The sequence below is a fragment of the Kitasatospora sp. NPDC032150 genome, assembly GCF_055579945.1.
The window spans coordinates 1-16,632 of the sequence record NZ_JBVIMH010000033.1; the positions used below are offsets into that span (position 1 = coordinate 1).

Annotated in this window: 15 protein-coding genes and 1 pseudogene; 10 read left to right on the plus strand and 6 right to left on the minus strand. The window is 68.4% G+C overall.

The annotated features are described in order from the left end of the window. The 3 genes from ACZ5ON_RS28900 to ACZ5ON_RS28910 all read left to right on the plus strand — a co-directional run. The coding region (locus ACZ5ON_RS28900; protein WP_465598865.1) for a collagen-like domain-containing protein at window positions 1-867 on the plus strand (867 nt) is incomplete at its 5' end. A 313-nt stretch (window positions 868-1,180) separates the two neighbouring features. Continuing rightward, window positions 1,181-1,678, plus strand: a complete 498-nt coding sequence (locus ACZ5ON_RS28905) for a tetratricopeptide repeat protein (RefSeq protein WP_465598867.1) — start codon at window positions 1,181-1,183, stop codon at window positions 1,676-1,678. After that, window positions 1,675-2,949, plus strand: coding sequence for a glycosyltransferase (locus tag ACZ5ON_RS28910; protein WP_465598868.1), 1,275 nt, complete (start codon window positions 1,675-1,677; stop codon window positions 2,947-2,949). The genes ACZ5ON_RS28905 and ACZ5ON_RS28910 overlap by 4 nt, the downstream gene beginning before the upstream one ends. A gap of 431 nt (window positions 2,950-3,380) precedes the next feature. On the opposite strand, the gene ACZ5ON_RS28915 is transcribed toward ACZ5ON_RS28910, so the two are convergent. The 4 genes and pseudogenes from ACZ5ON_RS28915 to ACZ5ON_RS28930 all read right to left on the minus strand — a co-directional run bounded on the left by ACZ5ON_RS28915 (window position 3,381) and on the right by ACZ5ON_RS28930 (window position 6,380). Further along, the gene (locus ACZ5ON_RS28915; RefSeq protein ID WP_465598986.1) at window positions 3,381-3,677 is read right to left on the minus strand and encodes a transposase; all 297 of its coding nucleotides are present in this window, start codon (window positions 3,675-3,677) and stop codon (window positions 3,381-3,383) included. Next, window positions 3,669-3,854 (minus strand): annotated as a pseudogene (locus tag ACZ5ON_RS28920) (NF041680 family putative transposase); the annotation flags it as partial. The pseudogene ACZ5ON_RS28920 and the gene ACZ5ON_RS28915, both read right to left, overlap by 9 nt. Window positions 3,855-4,064: 210 nt before the next feature. Then, entirely contained in the window at window positions 4,065-4,943 is an 879-nt protein-coding gene (locus ACZ5ON_RS28925) for a hypothetical protein (protein WP_465598870.1), read from the minus strand. Between the two features lie 276 nt (window positions 4,944-5,219). Beyond that, window positions 5,220-6,380 carry a GNAT family N-acetyltransferase gene (locus ACZ5ON_RS28930; protein ID WP_465598872.1) on the minus strand — a complete coding sequence of 387 codons (1,161 nt, stop codon included), beginning with the start codon at window positions 6,378-6,380 and terminating at the stop codon, window positions 5,220-5,222. Between the two features lie 556 nt (window positions 6,381-6,936). Here ACZ5ON_RS28930 and ACZ5ON_RS28935 point away from each other — a divergent pair. The 4 genes from ACZ5ON_RS28935 to ACZ5ON_RS28950 all read left to right on the plus strand — a co-directional run bounded on the left by ACZ5ON_RS28935 (window position 6,937) and on the right by ACZ5ON_RS28950 (window position 10,430). Continuing rightward, window positions 6,937-7,833: a hypothetical protein gene (locus ACZ5ON_RS28935; protein WP_465598874.1), complete on the plus strand. Its 897-nt coding sequence runs from the start codon at window positions 6,937-6,939 to the stop codon at window positions 7,831-7,833. A 138-nt stretch (window positions 7,834-7,971) separates the two neighbouring features. Then, a complete protein-coding gene (locus tag ACZ5ON_RS28940) occupies window positions 7,972-8,421 on the plus strand; it encodes a hypothetical protein (RefSeq protein ID WP_465598876.1) in 450 nt (149 codons plus the stop codon). A 335-nt stretch (window positions 8,422-8,756) separates the two neighbouring features. Further along, window positions 8,757-9,728 (plus strand): aldo/keto reductase, encoded by a 972-nt coding sequence (locus ACZ5ON_RS28945; protein ID WP_465598878.1) that lies wholly within the window; start codon window positions 8,757-8,759, stop codon window positions 9,726-9,728. A 75-nt stretch (window positions 9,729-9,803) separates the two neighbouring features. Beyond that, on the plus strand, window positions 9,804-10,430 hold the full coding sequence (locus tag ACZ5ON_RS28950; protein WP_465598880.1) for a C39 family peptidase: 627 nt from the start codon (window positions 9,804-9,806) through the stop codon (window positions 10,428-10,430). Window positions 10,431-10,617: 187 nt separating this feature from the next. Here the strand turns inward: ACZ5ON_RS28950 and ACZ5ON_RS28955 are convergent, their stop codons facing one another. Next, the gene (locus tag ACZ5ON_RS28955) at window positions 10,618-11,694 is read right to left on the minus strand and encodes a hypothetical protein (RefSeq protein ID WP_465598882.1); all 1,077 of its coding nucleotides are present in this window, start codon (window positions 11,692-11,694) and stop codon (window positions 10,618-10,620) included. Between the two features lie 387 nt (window positions 11,695-12,081). Here ACZ5ON_RS28955 and ACZ5ON_RS28960 point away from each other — a divergent pair, with 387 nt between their 5' ends. Together ACZ5ON_RS28960 and ACZ5ON_RS28965 are read left to right on the plus strand one after the other, a co-directional pair. After that, window positions 12,082-13,116 (plus strand): tetratricopeptide repeat-containing glycosyltransferase, encoded by a 1,035-nt coding sequence (locus ACZ5ON_RS28960; protein ID WP_465598884.1) that lies wholly within the window; start codon window positions 12,082-12,084, stop codon window positions 13,114-13,116. Between the two features lie 62 nt (window positions 13,117-13,178). After that, entirely contained in the window at window positions 13,179-14,717 is a 1,539-nt protein-coding gene (locus ACZ5ON_RS28965) for an ATP-dependent DNA ligase (RefSeq protein ID WP_465598886.1), read from the plus strand. A 132-nt stretch (window positions 14,718-14,849) separates the two neighbouring features. Here the strand turns inward: ACZ5ON_RS28965 and ACZ5ON_RS28970 are convergent, their stop codons facing one another. Next, window positions 14,850-15,704 carry an SCO6745 family protein gene (locus tag ACZ5ON_RS28970; RefSeq protein WP_465598888.1) on the minus strand — a complete coding sequence of 285 codons (855 nt, stop codon included), beginning with the start codon at window positions 15,702-15,704 and terminating at the stop codon, window positions 14,850-14,852. A gap of 235 nt (window positions 15,705-15,939) precedes the next feature. Between ACZ5ON_RS28970 and rpe the strand changes: the two genes are divergently transcribed. Then, the gene (gene rpe / locus ACZ5ON_RS28975) at window positions 15,940-16,623 is read left to right on the plus strand and encodes a ribulose-phosphate 3-epimerase (protein ID WP_465598890.1); all 684 of its coding nucleotides are present in this window, start codon (window positions 15,940-15,942) and stop codon (window positions 16,621-16,623) included. Window positions 16,624-16,632: the final 9 nt, after the last annotated feature.

Here is a 16,632-nt window from a genome sequence, read left to right on the forward strand (position 1 = left end):
ACGGGGCCGCAGGGCTTCCAGGGTGACACCGGTGCTCAGGGCGTCACTGGTGCTCAGGGCAACCAGGGCTTCCAGGGCGACGACGGTGCTCAGGGCGTGACGGGGCCGCAGGGTGTCACGGGGCCGCAGGGCTTCCAGGGCGATACCGGTGCTCAGGGCGTGACGGGGCCGCAGGGTGTCACGGGCCCGCAGGGCTTCCAGGGTGACACCGGTGCTCAGGGCGTCACTGGTGCTCAGGGCTTCCAGGGTGACACCGGGCCGCAGGGTGTCACGGGCCCGCAGGGCTTCCAGGGTGACACCGGTGCTCAGGGTGTGACCGGGCCGCAGGGTGTCACGGGGCCGCAGGGCTTCCAGGGTGACACCGGTGCTCAGGGCGTCACTGGTGCTCAGGGCAACCAGGGCTTCCAGGGCGACGACGGTGCTCAGGGCGTGACCGGGCCGCAGGGTGTCACGGGCCCGCAGGGCTTCCAGGGTGACACCGGTGCTCAGGGTGTGACCGGGCCGCAGGGTGTGACGGGGCCGCAGGGCTTCCAGGGTGACACCGGTGCTCAGGGTGTGACCGGGCCGCAGGGTGTGACGGGGCCGCAGGGCTTCCAGGGTGACACCGGTGCTCAGGGCGTCACGGGTCCCCAGGGTGTGACGGGGCCGCAGGGCACGAACGCGGGGGCGCAGAGCACGGTCGTCACCGGTGCACCGGGCGTGCAGAGCATCGCTTCGTGCAGTACCGGCAACGCGGTCGGCGGCGGCTACTCGAACCCGGACAGCGGCACCGTCACGTTCAACGGTCCGGTCGGTGGATCGCCGGCCACCGGCTGGGAGGCCGACGGCACGACACCCGTCACCGCGTTCGTGGTGTGCACGCCGTAAGCCGGATGCAGGTCGTGTCTTCCGTGCCCGGATAACCGGCGTTCACGGCGGCACTGTGCGGCGGTGTCCCCGAGCCGGTCTCGGGGACACCGCCGTGGGGCTGGCCTACGGCGTGCACATCGCCGGTCGGCCGCCCCGCCCTACTAGATCTATGAGGTGAACTCGCTTGAGACGAAGGCGATTGTGGACAGGTCTTGCCGCGGCGGTCGTGATCACCACTCTGGTGACCAGCTGGGTGCAACTGTCCGCGGGGGACTCGACTGGGTCCGCGAGATCGGCCGGCGCCGCGGCGCCCACGGGCCAGACGGCTTCCGTGGCAGACGCGCTGCTGAAAGCCGGCCTCAAGCAGGGAGAGATCCGCGATTTCGCCGGAGCGGAAGCAACCTTCAAGCGCGTCCTGGAGCTCGAGCCCAAGAACAAGCTTGCCTGGTACAACCTCGGTGTCGTCGCCCAGCACGACAACAGGACAGCCGACGCACGAGCGGCGTATGCCCACGCCTTGGAGATCGATCCGAACTTCAAGTCGGCCCTCTACAACAAGGCGCTCCTGTTCGAACAGGACGACCCGGACCAGGCGATCGAGCTGCTGCAACGCGTGGTGGCAGCCGACTCGAAGGCCGCCACCGCCTACCTGTACCTCGGGCAGGCGCTGGCGAAGAAGGGCCAGAACGAAGCCGCCTGGGATGCCTTCGGACAGGCGGTCCAGGCCGATCCCTCGCTCCAACAGCTCGTGCCGGACCAGGCCCGAGATTCCGCGAGCGCAGCACCGTCACCGTCACAGACAGCCACTCAGGCAGGTACCAACAAATGACGTCGTCCGCAACACCGAAGTTCTCCGTCTTCACCCCCAGTCACCGACCGCGTTTCCTTGACGAGTGCCTGGAGACGCTGCAGGCGCAGAACCGATCCGACTGGGAGTGGATCGTGTTGCTCAACAACGGTGCGCGGTGGCGGCCGGAGCGCCCCGACGCCCGTGTTCGGGTGGAGATCGCGGATGACGTCTGCGGCGTCGGAGCGGCCAAGCGCAGGGCTTGTGCATTGGCCCGCGGGGAGATTCTCGTCGAACTCGACCATGACGACTTGTTGGCCAGGAACTGCCTGGTGGAGCTCGGGAAGGCTTTCGATGACCATCCCGAGGCCGTGCTCGTCTACAGCAACTGTGCTCAGATCACCGAGGACGGCGGCCGGGACGACACCCGCTTCAACGAGGCGAACGGCTGGGTGTACAAGGAGGTGAACGTCGACGGGCGCCGACTGCTGCAGGCAGTCTCTATGGCACCGACGCCACACAACGTCGCGTACATCTGGTTTGCCCCCAACCATGTGCGGGCGTTCCGGAGGGATGTCTACGAGCAGGTCGGTGGATACGACGCCACCCGCACGGTGCTGGACGATCAGGACCTGATGTGCCGTCTGTTCCAGGCCGGCGATTTTCACTTGATTCCGCGTTGTCTTTACCTGCAGCGGATGCACGCCGGGAACACCCAGCGCGAAGAGGAGGTCAACGCGCACATCCAGCGTGAGACCATCGCTCTGTACGACAAGTACATCGAGGCCAACGCGCTCGCGTGGACCAAGCGACGGGGACTGCTCGCCCTCGACCTCGGCGCGGCCCACCGCAAGCCGCCCGGCTACCTGGGGGTGGACCAGTACCCGGGGGAGGGTGTCGACATCGTGGCGACCCTGCCCGGACGGCTGGACCTCCCTGACAACTCGGTCGGCCTGCTCCGTGCGGTCGACTTCCTGGAGCACGTGCCCGCGAAGGTACCGCTGATCAACGAGCTGTACCGGTTGCTGGCACCGGGCGGCATGCTGCTCTCGCTCACGCCCAGCTCCGACGGTCGGGGTGCGTACCAGGACCCGACGCATGTCGCGTACTACAACGAGAACTCGTTCTGGTACTACACGGACAACCAGTACCGCACCTTCGTTCCGGAGATCCAGGCCCGGTTCCAGAGCTCGCGGCTGGTGACCTACTACCCAACCGAGTGGCACGCCAGGAACAACATCTCCTACGTGGTGGCCAACTTGATCGCGATGAAGGAGGGCGCCGAACGTTGCGGGGGCCTCCTGTTGGTCTGACGGACTGAACGAGTCCGGAAGTCCCGGGAGTTGCGGGGATCGGAACGATGGCCTGACGGCCTGTTCCGGTCCCCGCACTTCGTCGAGGGCGGTCAGCTGCCGTCGGTGGACGGTGTCGGCGTGGCGCTGAGCGAAGCGGGTGCCGGTGCCAGCGGTCACCATAGCGTCGCACCGGCCGTCTGCGGGCAGTAGCCGGTCGAGGTACGCGGTACGGTCGGCTGCCGCTCAGACTGTCTGCGGGCTGCCCGTGAAGTCGTTCACGGTAGTGGTGGAACTGATCTGACTCGTGGCGTTGTCGCCAGCTTTGGCTGGATGGTCTTCGGGTTGCGCAGGTCGGACAAGTCTGGCGGTGCGGAGGATGCGGCGGACAGTGGCTCTGCTCACCTTGAAGTGAGCTTGCTCCGCTTTGATGGACACCGTCGGTGTGGTGGTCAGACCGCGAGGACGGTCTCGTACTCGGCGGGACTGTGGTAGCCGAGGCTGCTGTGCAGCCTGCGTATGTTGTACCAGGCTTCGATCCACTCGAAGATCGCGGTGCGGGTAGCGGCCCGGCTGGGCCAGGGCCGGTTGCCGAGCAACTCCCGCTTGAGCGTAAGGAAGAAGGACTCCGCGAGTGCATTGTCCCAGCACTGGCCGGTCCGGCTGACCGACAGACTGATGCGCAACACATCTGTCAGGATGGCGAATTCACGACTGGTGTACTGCTCGGATTCAACCGGTCGGTGCACCGCCTCCAGCGACAGCTCCGGCAGCGACACCAGTGGCCCGCCGGCGCACAGCACCGCGTCTGTCAGCTCGAACAGGGCATCCGCCCGCAGGGTCGGGCAGGAGCAGAACTCGCGGCGGAACCGCGACAACGCGGCCAGGTCCTCGACGCGCTCGGCGTCGTCTTGCAGACTGTCCATCAGGGCCTCTGGGCTGATCGACTGTCGACTTCAGCGAGAAGACACGATCACGCAAAGGCCGCCCGGCTGTCAGACGAACGACGAACCCCACCAAGAAGTGATCTTGGTGGGGTTAATGGTCGAGTTGAGTTGGTCCGGCCTATGGAATTGTCATCCCTGGGTTGAGTTCCGTTCCAAGGTCTGGGGGTTCCGTGCCTCCGGGTTTCTGCGTCAGCCGGTGCAGTCGGCGATGGCGATCGGGCTGCCCGCGCAGTTGGTGGGGCTGTTGCCGCTGACATCGCTGGCGACGAGAGCGACGCTGCCGGCAGAGTTGCTGATGCCACCGGGCGCGTTGACCGCGGTGTTCGCGTTGACGTGACTCTGGAAGAGGTCGGTCGTCCCGTTGCTGAAGTTGACGATGCCGGCGGCGGTGTTGGCCCCGTTGCTGTTGATCTCGCTGTCCTGCATCCGCAGGGTGCCGGTGTTGGCGATGCCGCCGCCCTGCAGGCTGGCCGTGTTGCCGACGACCTGGGTGCGGATGAGGGTCAGGCTGCCATCGTTGGTCAGGCCTCCGCCGTTCTGCGTCGCCTGGTTGGTCACGACCTGGGTGTTCACGAGGGTGGTGGTGCCTCCAGCGGCAGTGCCGATGCCGCCAGCGAAGTCGGCGTGGTTGTTGCTGATCACGGACTGCCGGACGGTGAGGATCCCGGAGTTGGCGATGCCGCCGCCGAAGGTGCCGGTGCCGTCGCCGTTGGTGATGAAGGCCTGACGCAGGTTGAGATTCCCACCCGCGTCGACCACGAGGATCTGGAACGGCGCCCCGGATGATCGGGTGATCGTGCTGCGGCTGCCGTCGATGACGACACGCCCGGTGATGTGCGGCAGCGGAGCGCTCAGAGCGTAGGTGCACCCCGAGGCGAGAACGAGAGTGTCGCCTGTGGAGTTGGCGGCAGTGATCGCGGCTGCGAGGGCACTGGGGTCACAAGGCACGGCCGTCTGCGCGGCAGCCGGGGAGCTCGAGACTCCAAGGCACACGACGCCGAGACACAGCGCTTGCGCAAGACGTGCCGCGGGCTTAAAAGCACGCATATCTGCTCCTTCGGAAGGCAAGAGAGGGCTCGCAGTTTCGTCCCAGTAGCGGGCACACGGGAATGGCGCCGATCTGAGAAGACCGAGCGAGGCATCCCCCGGTCGCAGGGAAGACTCAGCCTCTGGAGGCACATATCACCCGACCGGCTGAATGACGTGTCACTTTTGTCGCTGAGCGTCTGGGTTGCGATCACACTGATGAGCAGGCATCACCCGCTGAAGCGGCGGGGACTGGAAACGGAGCATCACGCCACCGCGCCAGTCCCCGACCCTACTGAGCCCCAGCGGCGTTTGGCTTCAGCCCCGGCGCAGAGCCAATAGGACCTTCTTGACCCGGGGCAGTCGCCTCAGCAGTACCTGAACGATCGCTTGGCGGATCAGGACTCCGACGACACGGGCGGCTGCGAATGGCGCGAATCGGCCGGAGCCCAGCACCAGCCGCTGGTTGGACAGCTGGTCCGGGCGCCAGCGCTCCTTGTACGACTCTCGCCCGCGCAGCAGACTCAGAACCGCGCTCTCGGTAGTCCGTACTTCGTCCAGTGCACCGCCGAACAGCAGCCCGGCAATGTCCAACCGATCACGCAGAGTCGGGTGCGTTCCGTAGATGTAGAGGCCGCCGAACGATGGGCAGAGCAGTAGCAGGCAGAGCGCGACCGGCTCGCCGTCGAGCGAGTAGCACTGCAGGGCGGCACGACCAGTGGCGACCAGTCCGGCAGTGGACTCGGCCAGATGGGCGGCGAAGCGCTCGGTGCGGTGCTCGCGTGTGACGCCACGACCTTGCCACTGGAGGAGATGCAGCCGCAGTAGTTGCTCAATTGCCTCGGGCACCTGCTCCGGGGGTACCAAGCTGACCTTGATGCCCGACTCGGCGATTTTGCGCTGCTTGGCCCGATGGCGCCGGGCGGTCCTGCTGGGGAGCCGCTCGAGCAACTCTTCCATCGGCACCGCCGGGAGATACTGGCAGAGCGAGTCCGAGAGGCGATAGCGGCGGCCCCGCCAGTGTTGGAAGACTTTCTGGATGGCTGCATCAGGATGCACCTCGCGCAGATCCAGGCTGTGCCAGGGACGCTGGAGCGGGAGGGCACGGGCGAGTTCAGCGGCGGCGCGGTCGGCACAGGAGTCGTCCAACAGGACGTCAGTGAAGTCGACCAGCCCGCCGCCGAGGTTGGTCAGGCCGCCAGAGCGGGAGCGCCGACGCAGGGCTGCGGCCCCGACCAGTCGCCTGTCTTTGCGCACCGACACCACGACCAGCTCGCCCGGGCGGCCGTAGTGGCGCCACCAGGAACGCAGCCAGGCAGTGGACTGGAAGGGCGTCGCGGTGGCGCACCGTCCCACCAGGTCGTCCCACTCCTCGGCCAGCCGGTCCAGGGCGTCGTCCGATCGCAGCACCTCAGAGTGCCAGACCTGCCCGTCCAACTGAGAAAGCACATCGGCACTGGTGAGTTGCTTGGTGGTCATGGTCAGCTCTCCGTCCGGTGGCGCATCGGATCCGTAGTGGGCCTGCTTCGCTCTGGGCCCCGCGGGCGGGGCGGCCTCGCGGAGCGCGGCGCCGCCCGGGTCCGCCGGAGTTCAGAGTCCGACTTCTTAAATCGGTGATCAATACATATTATGAATAACCCATCCTTATGGGATTCCCTGCAACGCTTCTTCCTGGGGTTGGTCTCGCCGCGTGACACATGGTTGCAACAGTTTGCGGAGGCTTGAAGTCGCGATAAGTTTCAGCCAATTAATTTCCAGCTCCAGCGAGATGATCGAGCTTTGCCGGACCGCTATCCCCGGCAATGGCTGCATTCAGCCGAAAGGAGTATTTATGCACGGAAGGCTCAGGGCTGTCGCACTGTCGTTTGCTGTTCTCTTCGCTCTTGTGCTTCCCCGTCATGCGACCGCGGTATCGGCGGTCACGGTCACCCAGGACAGCCTGACGCCGACGACGGCCGCACCGAGCGCGCCGGTCATCGCCACATTGAGGCTGCACTCCTCGGCTTGTACCGCGGTGTTGCAGGTGGGGGTGGCTGTGCGCGATTCAGCAGGGAACAACTACGACTTCCCCGGGTCTGTCACCAATGCGCTGCTCTGTCCGAGTGGCTACACACTCACCACTGGATCACGAGCCTTTCCAGCCGGCGCCTACACGGAGTTCGGCTACTACCTGGACGCGGCCGGCTACCACAACCTCACTCAGATCGCCCTGACCGTGGCCCCGTCAGGAACTCCGGGGGATCCCACCGGGGGGAAGACCCTCACCTTCGCGGAGGACTTCAGGAGCCCGATCACCTATGGCACACGGTGGCAGGCCAGCACGACCAGCTCCTATCAGTACGGCACCCACAACCCCAACGACGACAAGCTCGACTGGCTGAACCCTGCCAACATCACCTACAGCCCCGGGCTTGCCACCTTCACTGCCCGCCCCAGCACCCACACCCTGGAGAACGGCAAACGGGCCTGGGAGACCGGCCTGCTCACCACGGAGGGCACAACCCAGGGCTTCCAGGTCAGGACCGGTGACTATATCGAGACAACGGTCTCGATGCCCCCGCGCCTGGGGGCCTGGCCTGCGCTGTGGAGCTGGAAGAACGGCGACACCGAGGTCGACGCGTTCGAGTACCACCCCGACAACCCGAACCTCCTGGAGCTGACCAACCACGTCAACGAGGCCCAGAACTACTACAACAACTCCAGCGCGGTTGGTCCCAATTGCTTCGTGAAGATCGGAGCAGTCTACGGCGCCAACTCGGTTGACTGGTACGTCAACGGCGTCAAGGCCTTCTCCGACGGCAAGGGTGTCGGTAGCTCGTTCTCGGCATACATCATCCTGAACCTCTCCATCGATGCCGGAACCTGGCATCCCGCACCGGAGAACAACAACCCGATCAGCTTCTCCGCGCAGTACGTCCACGTGTGGCGATGAGAAGACCAGCGTCCTCCAGCGCCACCGACGACCCGGATGCCGAAGTCCGCGCCGTCAACTACGCCATCAGAACCGCCTGACCTGCAGTGGGTCCCTGGCGCCCAACCATGAGGAGGATGCGCAGTGCTTCGAAGGATCGTGACGGCGGCAGCAGCACTGGTTCTAGCCACCGGGACGGCCCCGTCGGCCTTCGCCGCCGATGTGGACTACCACCTCGCGGTGGTACGCATCGATCCCGAGCCAACGACCTGGGGTGGGAGCACCGTCGTACATGCGTTCATCGCCAACAGCGGACCCGACACCACCGACGTGCCGTTCACCGTGACGATCACCATCCCCAGTGGTACGACCGCCACCGGCCCCTTCTACCCCAGCAACTGCCAGGTCGATGCCGCGGAGACCCGGATCCGCTGCACCTTCCCCGCCGGGCTCCCGGCACTGGCGACGGCCACCGCGCTGATTCCGGTCCAGGTCTCAACGTCCGTCATGCCGCCTGCCAGCTTGGAGGGGCTGATCTCCGTACAGAGCGCGCATGACTCAACCGTGCGCCAGAATGCCGTACCGTACAGGATTTCGGTGACGAACTGAGGTGACAGAGCCGATACAGACAACGGCGCTGCTGCAAGTGGGGCAATCAGGGAATGGCTGCGTCGCGCATCGGTGGTAGCGAAGCATCACGGGCCAGCGGATGCATAGAGATAGGCATCCTGCACAGTTCGGGGATCGTCGAGGTCCTACCGATCATCGTCGGCTCCCGCGGCGGCGCATTGCTTCAGGTCGTGAAGCAATACGTCGAGAACCAGAAGCGGCCGGTCTGGCCGCCACCCCGCGTGCCGCAGCGAAGTCCGTCGCTCCGCGATTCCGGGCCAAGGATCGCATTTCCTCCCGGTCTGAAGGCCGGGATTCCCTGCGAAGATCAGGGGATGGAGTTCACCCATCTCGGCCGCACCGGCCTCACCGTCTCCCGCCTCTGCCTGGGCACCATGAACTTCGGCCCGTACACCGAGGAGGCCGAGGCGCACACGATCATGGACACCGCCCACGATCTGGGCATCAACTTCTTCGACACGTCCAACACCTACGGCGGGCGCGAGCACAGGGGCCGCACCGAGACCATCATCGGCAACTGGTTCGCCAAGGGCGACGGCCGCCGGGAGCGGACCGTACTCGCCACCAAGCTCTACGGCGAGATGGGGCAGTGGCCCAACGAGGGCAAGCTCTCGGCCCTCAACATTCGCCGCGCGGTGGACGCCAGCCTCCGGCGGCTGCAGACCGACCACATCGACCTCTACCAGATGCACCACATCGACCGGCTCACGCCCTGGGACGAGATCTGGCAGGCGATGGAGGTCCTGGTCGGCCAGGGCAAGATCATCTACGTCGGCTCCAGCAACTTCGCCGGCTGGCACATCGCCCAGGCCCAGGAGACCGCCAGGGCACGCCACTTCCTTGGCCTGAGCAGCGAGCAGTCCATCTACAACCTGATGGAGCGCAATGTCGAGCTTGAGGTCGTCCCGGCCGTAGAGCACTACGGTCTCGGCCTGATCCCCTGGTCGCCACTGCACGGCGGACTGCTCGGCGGGATCCTGCGCAGGGAGCGCGAGGGCGTCCGGCGGCTCGACGAGGTCGCCGAGCGCCGACTGGCGGGCCGGCGCGAACAGCTCGCCGTGTACGAGGACCTCGCCGCCGAACTCGGCCACGAGCCGGGCGACATCGCGCTCGCCTGGCTGCTCTCCCGCCCCGCCGTCACCGCTCCCATCGTCGGTCCGCGCACCCTGGCGCAGCTGCACGCCGCCGTCCGGGCAATGGGTCTGACACTGGACCAGAAGACACTGGACCGCCTGGACGAGATCTTCCCCGGCCGCCGCACCGCCCCCGAGGACTACGCCTGGTAGGAGGGCCGGGTACGTCCGGCGTGCCTGCCGTCATGCTGAGGGGCGGCGGGCACCCCGTGCGCCACAATCTGATCCGTGAAATCGATCGTCCACCAGGTGCCGTACCACTCCCAGTGGGAGTCCGCCGACCTCGTCCCCGACATCCTCGACGGGACGGTGCTCGCCGCCGACGACCCTTTCTGGCCGCGCTCGGGCGCGGCGAGCCCGGAGGAGTACGAGTACTGGTCCTGGCGGCTGTGCGGGATGGCCTGTCTGCGGATGGCGCTCGAGTTCTGGTGGGGTGTCAGCCCCGCGCCGGTCGCCCTGGCCGAGGAGTGCCTGGCGGCGGGCGCGTACGTCCGGTATCCGGACGGCAGGCTCGACGGGCTGATCCACGCGCCCTTCGCGGCGTACGTGCACGAGCGATGGGGTCTGGCGGCCGAGGCCCGGTCGCCGTTGCCCGCCGAGGAGTTGCCGGGCCTGCTGGAGGCCGGACGGCTCGCGATGGTCTCCGTGCACCCGTCCATCCGCACCCTCGATCCGCAACCGCCGCACACCGGGGGGCACTTGGTGCTGGCCGTCGGAGCGGGCCCGGAGGAGCTGCTCATCCACAACCCCTCCGGTTTCCCCGACGGTTCGCAGAGTTTCGCCCGGGTACCGTGGGGCGACCTCGGACGCTTCTACGCGGGGCGGGGGATCGTGCTCGGCCCGTACCCGGCTTGAGGACGGAGGCCGGGCGGTGGCGGTGGCGGCGGCAGTGGGCTGAGCGACGGGCGGGCGGGTCCGTCGGACATGCGGTGCCGCGAAGTCGATAGGAGGACGGCGGAGGGCAGGGGTGCGAACCGGGAACGGCCCCGCCCGTCCCTGCCGCAGCGGCGGGGACGGGCGGGGCTACCGGTACCGGGACGCGTCAGGACGTGCGCCGGAACTTGGACTCAGGCCGCGCCAGTTCGGGCTTCAGCAGTGCCTTCTCCGGCTGTGACATCGCCAGCACCGGAAGTGCCGTCAGTGGGGACCACGGGTTGTTGTCGCAGTCCAGGGTCGGCGAAGGACCGGACGTGTCACAGAAGGTCTCGAAGACTCTGCCGTCCGTGGTGAGCGTCTTGATGAAGACGTCTTCGCCCATGTTCGCTACCGCGACGCCACAGGCGAGGCCTGTCGGGAAGCCCGGGTGGTCGGTCAGATCGACCCAGTTGACCGAGTTGAAGCCGACCGGCGGGAGCGGATTGATGGTCTGGCGACCGATGAGAACGTGGCCGCCACTGAGCACGGTGGTGAATTGCGAGTTGCCCATGACGTTGGCGTCGATGTTGATGCAGGGGCCGACCGGACCCGTTGCCCCGGTTGCACCCGTGGCGCCCGTCGCGCCGGTTGCTCCGGTTGCACCCGTGGGGCCGGTGGGGCCGGTGGGGCCGGTCTCGCCCGTTGCTCCGGTTGCTCCGGTTGCACCCGCGGGGCCGGTGGGGCCGGTCTCGCCCGTCGCTCCGGTTGCTCCGGTTGCTCCGGTTGCACCCGCGGGGCCGGTGGGGCCGGTGGGGCCGGTTGCTCCGGTGGCGCCCGTCGCGCCGGTCGCGCCCTTGGGGCCGGTGGGCCCGGTGGGGCCGGTCGGTCCGGTGCGGCCCTCCTTCTTGCAGTTGTGATCGCGGTCCTTGCCGCCACCACCACCGAGGTTCTTGTCGTTGCTCATGCTGTTGTCGCGCAGGCGAGGCCGGTCCTCGTCGTCGCAGCACTTGCCGCCGTCATCGCCCTTGCCGTGGTCGTCGTCGTCGCAGCACTCGTCGTCGCTGCGGCCCATGACCTGCTGGCCGTTGGCCGACACGTTCCGCTCGTGACAGTGCCGATCCGGCTTTCCGTCGTGGAAGGAAAGCGCCGAGGCGGTGCCGCCGGTGGCGGTGATGGCGGCGAGGAGGAGGGCAGCGCTTCCGACCAGGGTTCTGCGGCGGTTCGACGCGATCCCGAGCGGGCCGAGCGGTCTGCGTGAAGTCATTCGGAGATTCCTCATCTATGGGAAGCCGGGGCAGCTGGCACCGGAGCTCTGGTATGACTAGCCACAGTCAAGCCGGGCGGGACCGGCGCACTCCGCAACTCTCCGCCGCGCCGCACGGGAACCATGCGTTCGGACCTCACAGTCCCGCCAAACGGGGCATTCCGAGCTGGAATCGGTTGGATAATTCAACATCGGACAAACGGAATTGATTGATCGTCTGACTACTTGTCCGAGTCCGGGACGGTCCGTGTTGAGCAACGGGTACCGAATTTCGTCGAACTACCATCGGGAGCCTCCCCCCGTGCCCGATTCCAGAGACCGCAGATCGAAAGGCACCCCGTGGTACAGCACAGTTCGTCCCAGTCGAGGCGGTCCATCTGCCTCTGCATGATCGTCAAGGACGAGGCGAAGGTCATCGAACGCTGCCTCGCCTCCGTGCGAGGCCTCATCGACACCTGGGTGATCTCGGACACCGGGTCGACCGACGGCACCCAGGACCTGATCCGCCGGGCGCTCGACGGGATCCCCGGCGAGCTGCACCAGGAGCCCTGGGTGAACTTCGGGCGGAACCGCACGCTGAACATCGAGCACGCCCGGGGCAAGGCGGACTACCTGCTGCTCATCGACGCCGACATGGTGGTACGGCAGGACGGCCCGATGCCCGCGTTGACCGCCGACTCGTACATGCTGCGGCACGCCTCCGACATGGAGTACCGGATCAAGCGGCTGGTCAGGGGCGACATGGTCTGGCGCTACGAAGGCGCGACGCACGAGTACCTGACCACCGACCAGCAGGACCGGGTGCTGAACCTCGATGCACTGGTGATCGAGCACTTCGCCGACGGCGGCTCCCGCTCGGACAAGTTCGAGCGCGACGCCAGGCTGCTGAGCGAGGACCTGGAGCGCGACCCGGACAACCCGCGTACGGTCTTCTACCTGGCCCAGACCATGCGGGACATGGGCCGGACCAAGGAGGCCGTCGAGCTCTACCAGCGGCGGGCCGGCATGGGCGGCTGGATCGAGGAGGTCTACTACGCGCTGCTCCAGGTCGGGGTGCTGAAGGCCGACGCGGGCGACTGGCCGGGGGCGATGGACGCCCTGCTGCACTCCTGGGAGACCCGGCCCGAACGCATGGAGGCCTGCTACGAACTGTCCTCACGGCTGCGCCAGATGGGTCGCTACCAGGCCGCGCACGTCTTCGCCCGGGCCGGCGTCGACCGCCGGATGCCCGACGACTGGCTGTTCACCCAGCCCTGGGTGTACGGCTGGGGCATGCTGTTCGAGTACTCCATCACCGCGTACTGGGTCGGTGACCGGAAAGGATCGATGGAGGCCTGCGACAGGCTGCTCGCGATGCCCGAGCTGCCGAGGCAGTACCGCGAACAGACCATCCGCAACCGGGAGTTCGCGGTCGCCAGGTGAGCGCATCGGCCGCGTAATGGGTAGGCTCCGACAGTCGCCACCGGTGTCCCGGAGGGTCCGCCGTGCTGCTCCAACGCCTCGCCGCCACCTCGCGCGCCACCGCCGCCGAAACCGGCCGCAACGCCAAGATCGCACTGCTCGCCGACTGTCTGCGCGAACTCGGCCCGGAGGACATCCCGGCCGCGGCCGCGCTGCTCTCCGGCGAGTCCCGGCGGATGCGGATCGGCGTCGGGTACGCCGCACTGCGGGAACTCCCGCCCCCGGCCCGGACCGCCACGCTCGGCGTCCGCGAGACGGAGGATGCGCTCACCGCAGTGGCGGCCGTCCACGGCAAGGGGGCCCAGACCGAGCGGGCCCGGCTGCTCGCGGAGCTGTTCGGACGGGCCACCGCGGAGGAGCAGGAGTTCCTGCGGGCGGTGCTGGTGGGGGAGTTGCGGCAGGGCGCGCTGGACGCGGTGCTCGGCGACGCCGTGGCCAAGGCCGCCGCCGTGCCTGCGACCGCCGTACGCCGTGCGCTGATGTTCCGGGGCTCCGCCCGCGCGGTCGCCGCGGCCGCGCTCTCCGGTGGCGCCCCCGCACTGCGCGCCTTCGGCCTGCGGCTCGGCCGTCCGGTACGGCCGATGCTGGCCGCCTCCGCACCCGACGTCGCCGAGGCACTGCAGCGGATCAGCCCCGCAGCGCTGGAGTGGAAGCTGGACGGGATCAGGGTCCAGGTGCACCGCGACGGCGACCGGATCTCGGTCTTCACCCGAAGCCTCGACGAGATCACCGCACGGTTGCCCGAAGTGGTCGAGGCCGCGGGCTCGTTGGCGGTCGGCTCGGCCGTCCTGGACGGCGAGGCCATCGCGCTCGGCCCCGACGAGCGCCCCCGTCCGTTCCAGGTGACCGCCGCCCGTACCGCCTCCCGGCAGGACCCGGCCAGGCTGCGCACCGAAGTCCCGCTCCGGGTCTTCTTCTTCGACCTGCTCCACCTGGACGGCCAGGACCTGATCGACCTCCCGGCCGAGCGGCGCTGGGCCGAACTCGTACGCGTGGTACCCGAACACCTGCGGGTCCCGCGCACGGTGACCGGGGAGAGCGGGCCGGCGGCCGCGTTCTTCCGCGACGCGCTGGCGCACGGCCACGAAGGCGTGGTGGTCAAGGACCCCGCCGCGCCGTACGCGGCCGGACGGCGCGGTGCCGGCTGGATCAAGGTCAAGCCCCGGCACACGCTGGACCTGGTCGTGACGGCCGCCGAGTGGGGCAGCGGCCGCCGCCGGGGCTTCCTCAGCAACCTCCACCTCGCCGCCCGCAACGACGGCGAGGCCGGCCTCGGACCGTGGGTCATGCTGGGCAAGACCTTCAAGGGTCTCACCGACGAACTGCTCGCCTGGCAGACCGAGCAGTTCCTGGCCCGAGAGGTCTCCCGGGACTCGTACACCGTGTACGTCCGCCCCGAACTCGTCGTGGAGATCGCCTTCGACGGCCTGCAGCGCAGCCCCCGCTACCCGGCGGGTCTCGCGCTGCGCTTCGCCAGGGTGCTGGGCTACCGTGCGGACAAGCCGGCTGCGGAGGCGGACACCATCGGCACCGTCCGCGGCCTTGCGGCGGACAAGCTGTAGCGGTCTCGCGCGGACGGGCTGTAGCGGTCCCAGGAGCGAGTGCAGGGCGTCGTGGTCTCCGCGAGGGCGCCGCCCTGCGAGCTTCGGTGGTGCCGTCGCGGTGGTTCCGAGGCAGTGGTTCGAGGGGAGCGGTCAGCTGCTGTTGGGCAGCCCGATCGGGTTGAGCTGGGGGAGTTCGGCGCGGCAGGCGGTGGAGATGGGCTTGAGGGCCGCGGCCAGTTCGTCCAGCTCGGTGCGGTGGAAGCCGGACCAGACGCGGGCGGCGGCCAGATCGGTGGCGGCCTCGAGTGCCTGGTGGCGGCGGCGGCCGTCAGGGGAGATCGTGCCGTCCGGGTTGAGCCAGTCGCGTTCGACCAGGCGGGCGGTGGCGGCGTCCCACTCCTCATCGGTCCAGCCCCGGAACGGCTGCATGACCTCACGGCGGACGTCCAGCGCGCAGCGCACCACCAGCGCCTCGCAGCCGTCGAGTCCTTCGGTGACCAGGGCTGCGACATGACCGTCGCCCCGGTGCTCGCGCAGCACGGTGGTGGCGTGCCAGAGCCGGGCCAGCCGGCCCTCGGGACGGGGCAGCGCGGCGTTCGCGGCGGCCAGCACGCGCCCGCAACAGTCCAGGCCGCCCACCGCGCGCTCCAGCAGTTCCACCGAACGATCGATCAGATCCGGCTTCACGGTGGCCAGGACCCGCTCGAGCGCGGCCGATGCCCCTGCCACCCGGGCCTCCAGCGTGGCCTCGGGAGTGGCACGCTGCCAGACGTCCGGGAGTGCCCGCTCGATCATTCCCGGAGCGAAGTTGAAGAAGGCGGCGATCACCGGGGCGGCCTCCACCGGCCCCAGCGGCGCGGACCGCCCGGCGAAGTAGCCGCGCCAACTACCGTGCAGCCCCGCCGTCTCGTAGGCCGCGCGCCCCTCGGGCGAGAAGTAGGTGAGAGCGTGCACGGGTTCGAAGAGCCACCACAGGGCGCGTGCGGGATGCACCGGCTCGGTCATCAGGACACCTTTCTCGGAGCGGGCCGCGGTCGGGGGTCGCCGCCGGCGGCCCGCGGGCAGGTCTTGCGGACGGGCTACCGTGAAAGCGGCCACAGCGTACGAGACTCCGGCACTGAACCGTTGTGATGCGGGTCACGCGCCGATCTCCCGGTACGTCCTGTACAGGCCACAGGAGGGATGATGGACCTCAAGGTGGCCTCCCGCCGCCCGCACCGAATCGTGAAGGTACCCGGAAATGGCGCAGATCAACCCCAGCATCCTGTCCGCCGACTTCGCCCGCCTCGCCCAGGAGGCAGAGGCGGTCCGAGGCGCGGACTGGCTCCATGTGGACGTCATGGACAACCACTTCGTCCCCAACCTCACGCTCGGCGTGCCGGTGGTGGAGGCGCTGGCCCGGGCCACCGACATTCCGCTCGACTGCCACCTGATGATCGAGCAGGCTGACCGCTGGGCCCCCCAGTACGTGGAGGCGGGTGCCGGTTCGGTGACCTTCCACGCCGAGGCCGCCGCCGCCCCCGTCCGCCTCGCCCGCGAGATCCGGGCCAAGGGCGCCCGGGCCTCGATGGCCCTCAAGCCGGCCACCCCGATCGAGCCCTACGAGGACCTGCTGCCCGAGCTCGACATGGTGCTGATCATGACGGTCGAGCCGGGCTTCGGCGGCCAGGCGTTCCTGGACATCGTGCTCCCCAAGATCCGCCGCACCCGTGACCTGATCGACAAGCACGGCCTGGACCTCTGGCTCCAGGTCGACGGCGGCGTCTCCGCCACCACCATCGAGCGCTGCGCCGAGGCCGGCGCCGACGTCTTCGTGGCCGGCTCTGCGGTGTACGGCGCGGCCGACCCGGCCGAGGCCGTCCGCGCCCTGCGCACCCAGGCGGAGGCGGCCACCGCCACCGCACCGTGGGCCTGCGCGCACTGACGCAGACCG

Excerpts from the sequence above, each read along its gene's own strand:
- ACZ5ON_RS28910 (WP_465598868.1), top strand. The coding sequence starts at position 1,675 with ATGACGTCGTCCGCAACACCGAAGTTCTCCGTCTTCACCCCCAGTCAC.
- ACZ5ON_RS28930 (WP_465598872.1), bottom strand. The coding sequence starts at position 6,380 with ATGACCACCAAGCAACTCACCAGTGCCGATGTGCTTTCTCAGTTGGAC.
- ACZ5ON_RS28945 (WP_465598878.1), top strand. The coding sequence starts at position 8,757 with ATGGAGTTCACCCATCTCGGCCGCACCGGCCTCACCGTCTCCCGCCTC.
- ACZ5ON_RS28955 (WP_465598882.1), bottom strand. The coding sequence starts at position 11,694 with ATGACTTCACGCAGACCGCTCGGCCCGCTCGGGATCGCGTCGAACCGC.
- ACZ5ON_RS28960 (WP_465598884.1), top strand. The coding sequence starts at position 12,082 with ATGATCGTCAAGGACGAGGCGAAGGTCATCGAACGCTGCCTCGCCTCC.
- ACZ5ON_RS28970 (WP_465598888.1), bottom strand. The coding sequence starts at position 15,704 with ATGACCGAGCCGGTGCATCCCGCACGCGCCCTGTGGTGGCTCTTCGAA.
- rpe (WP_465598890.1), top strand. The coding sequence starts at position 15,940 with ATGGCGCAGATCAACCCCAGCATCCTGTCCGCCGACTTCGCCCGCCTC.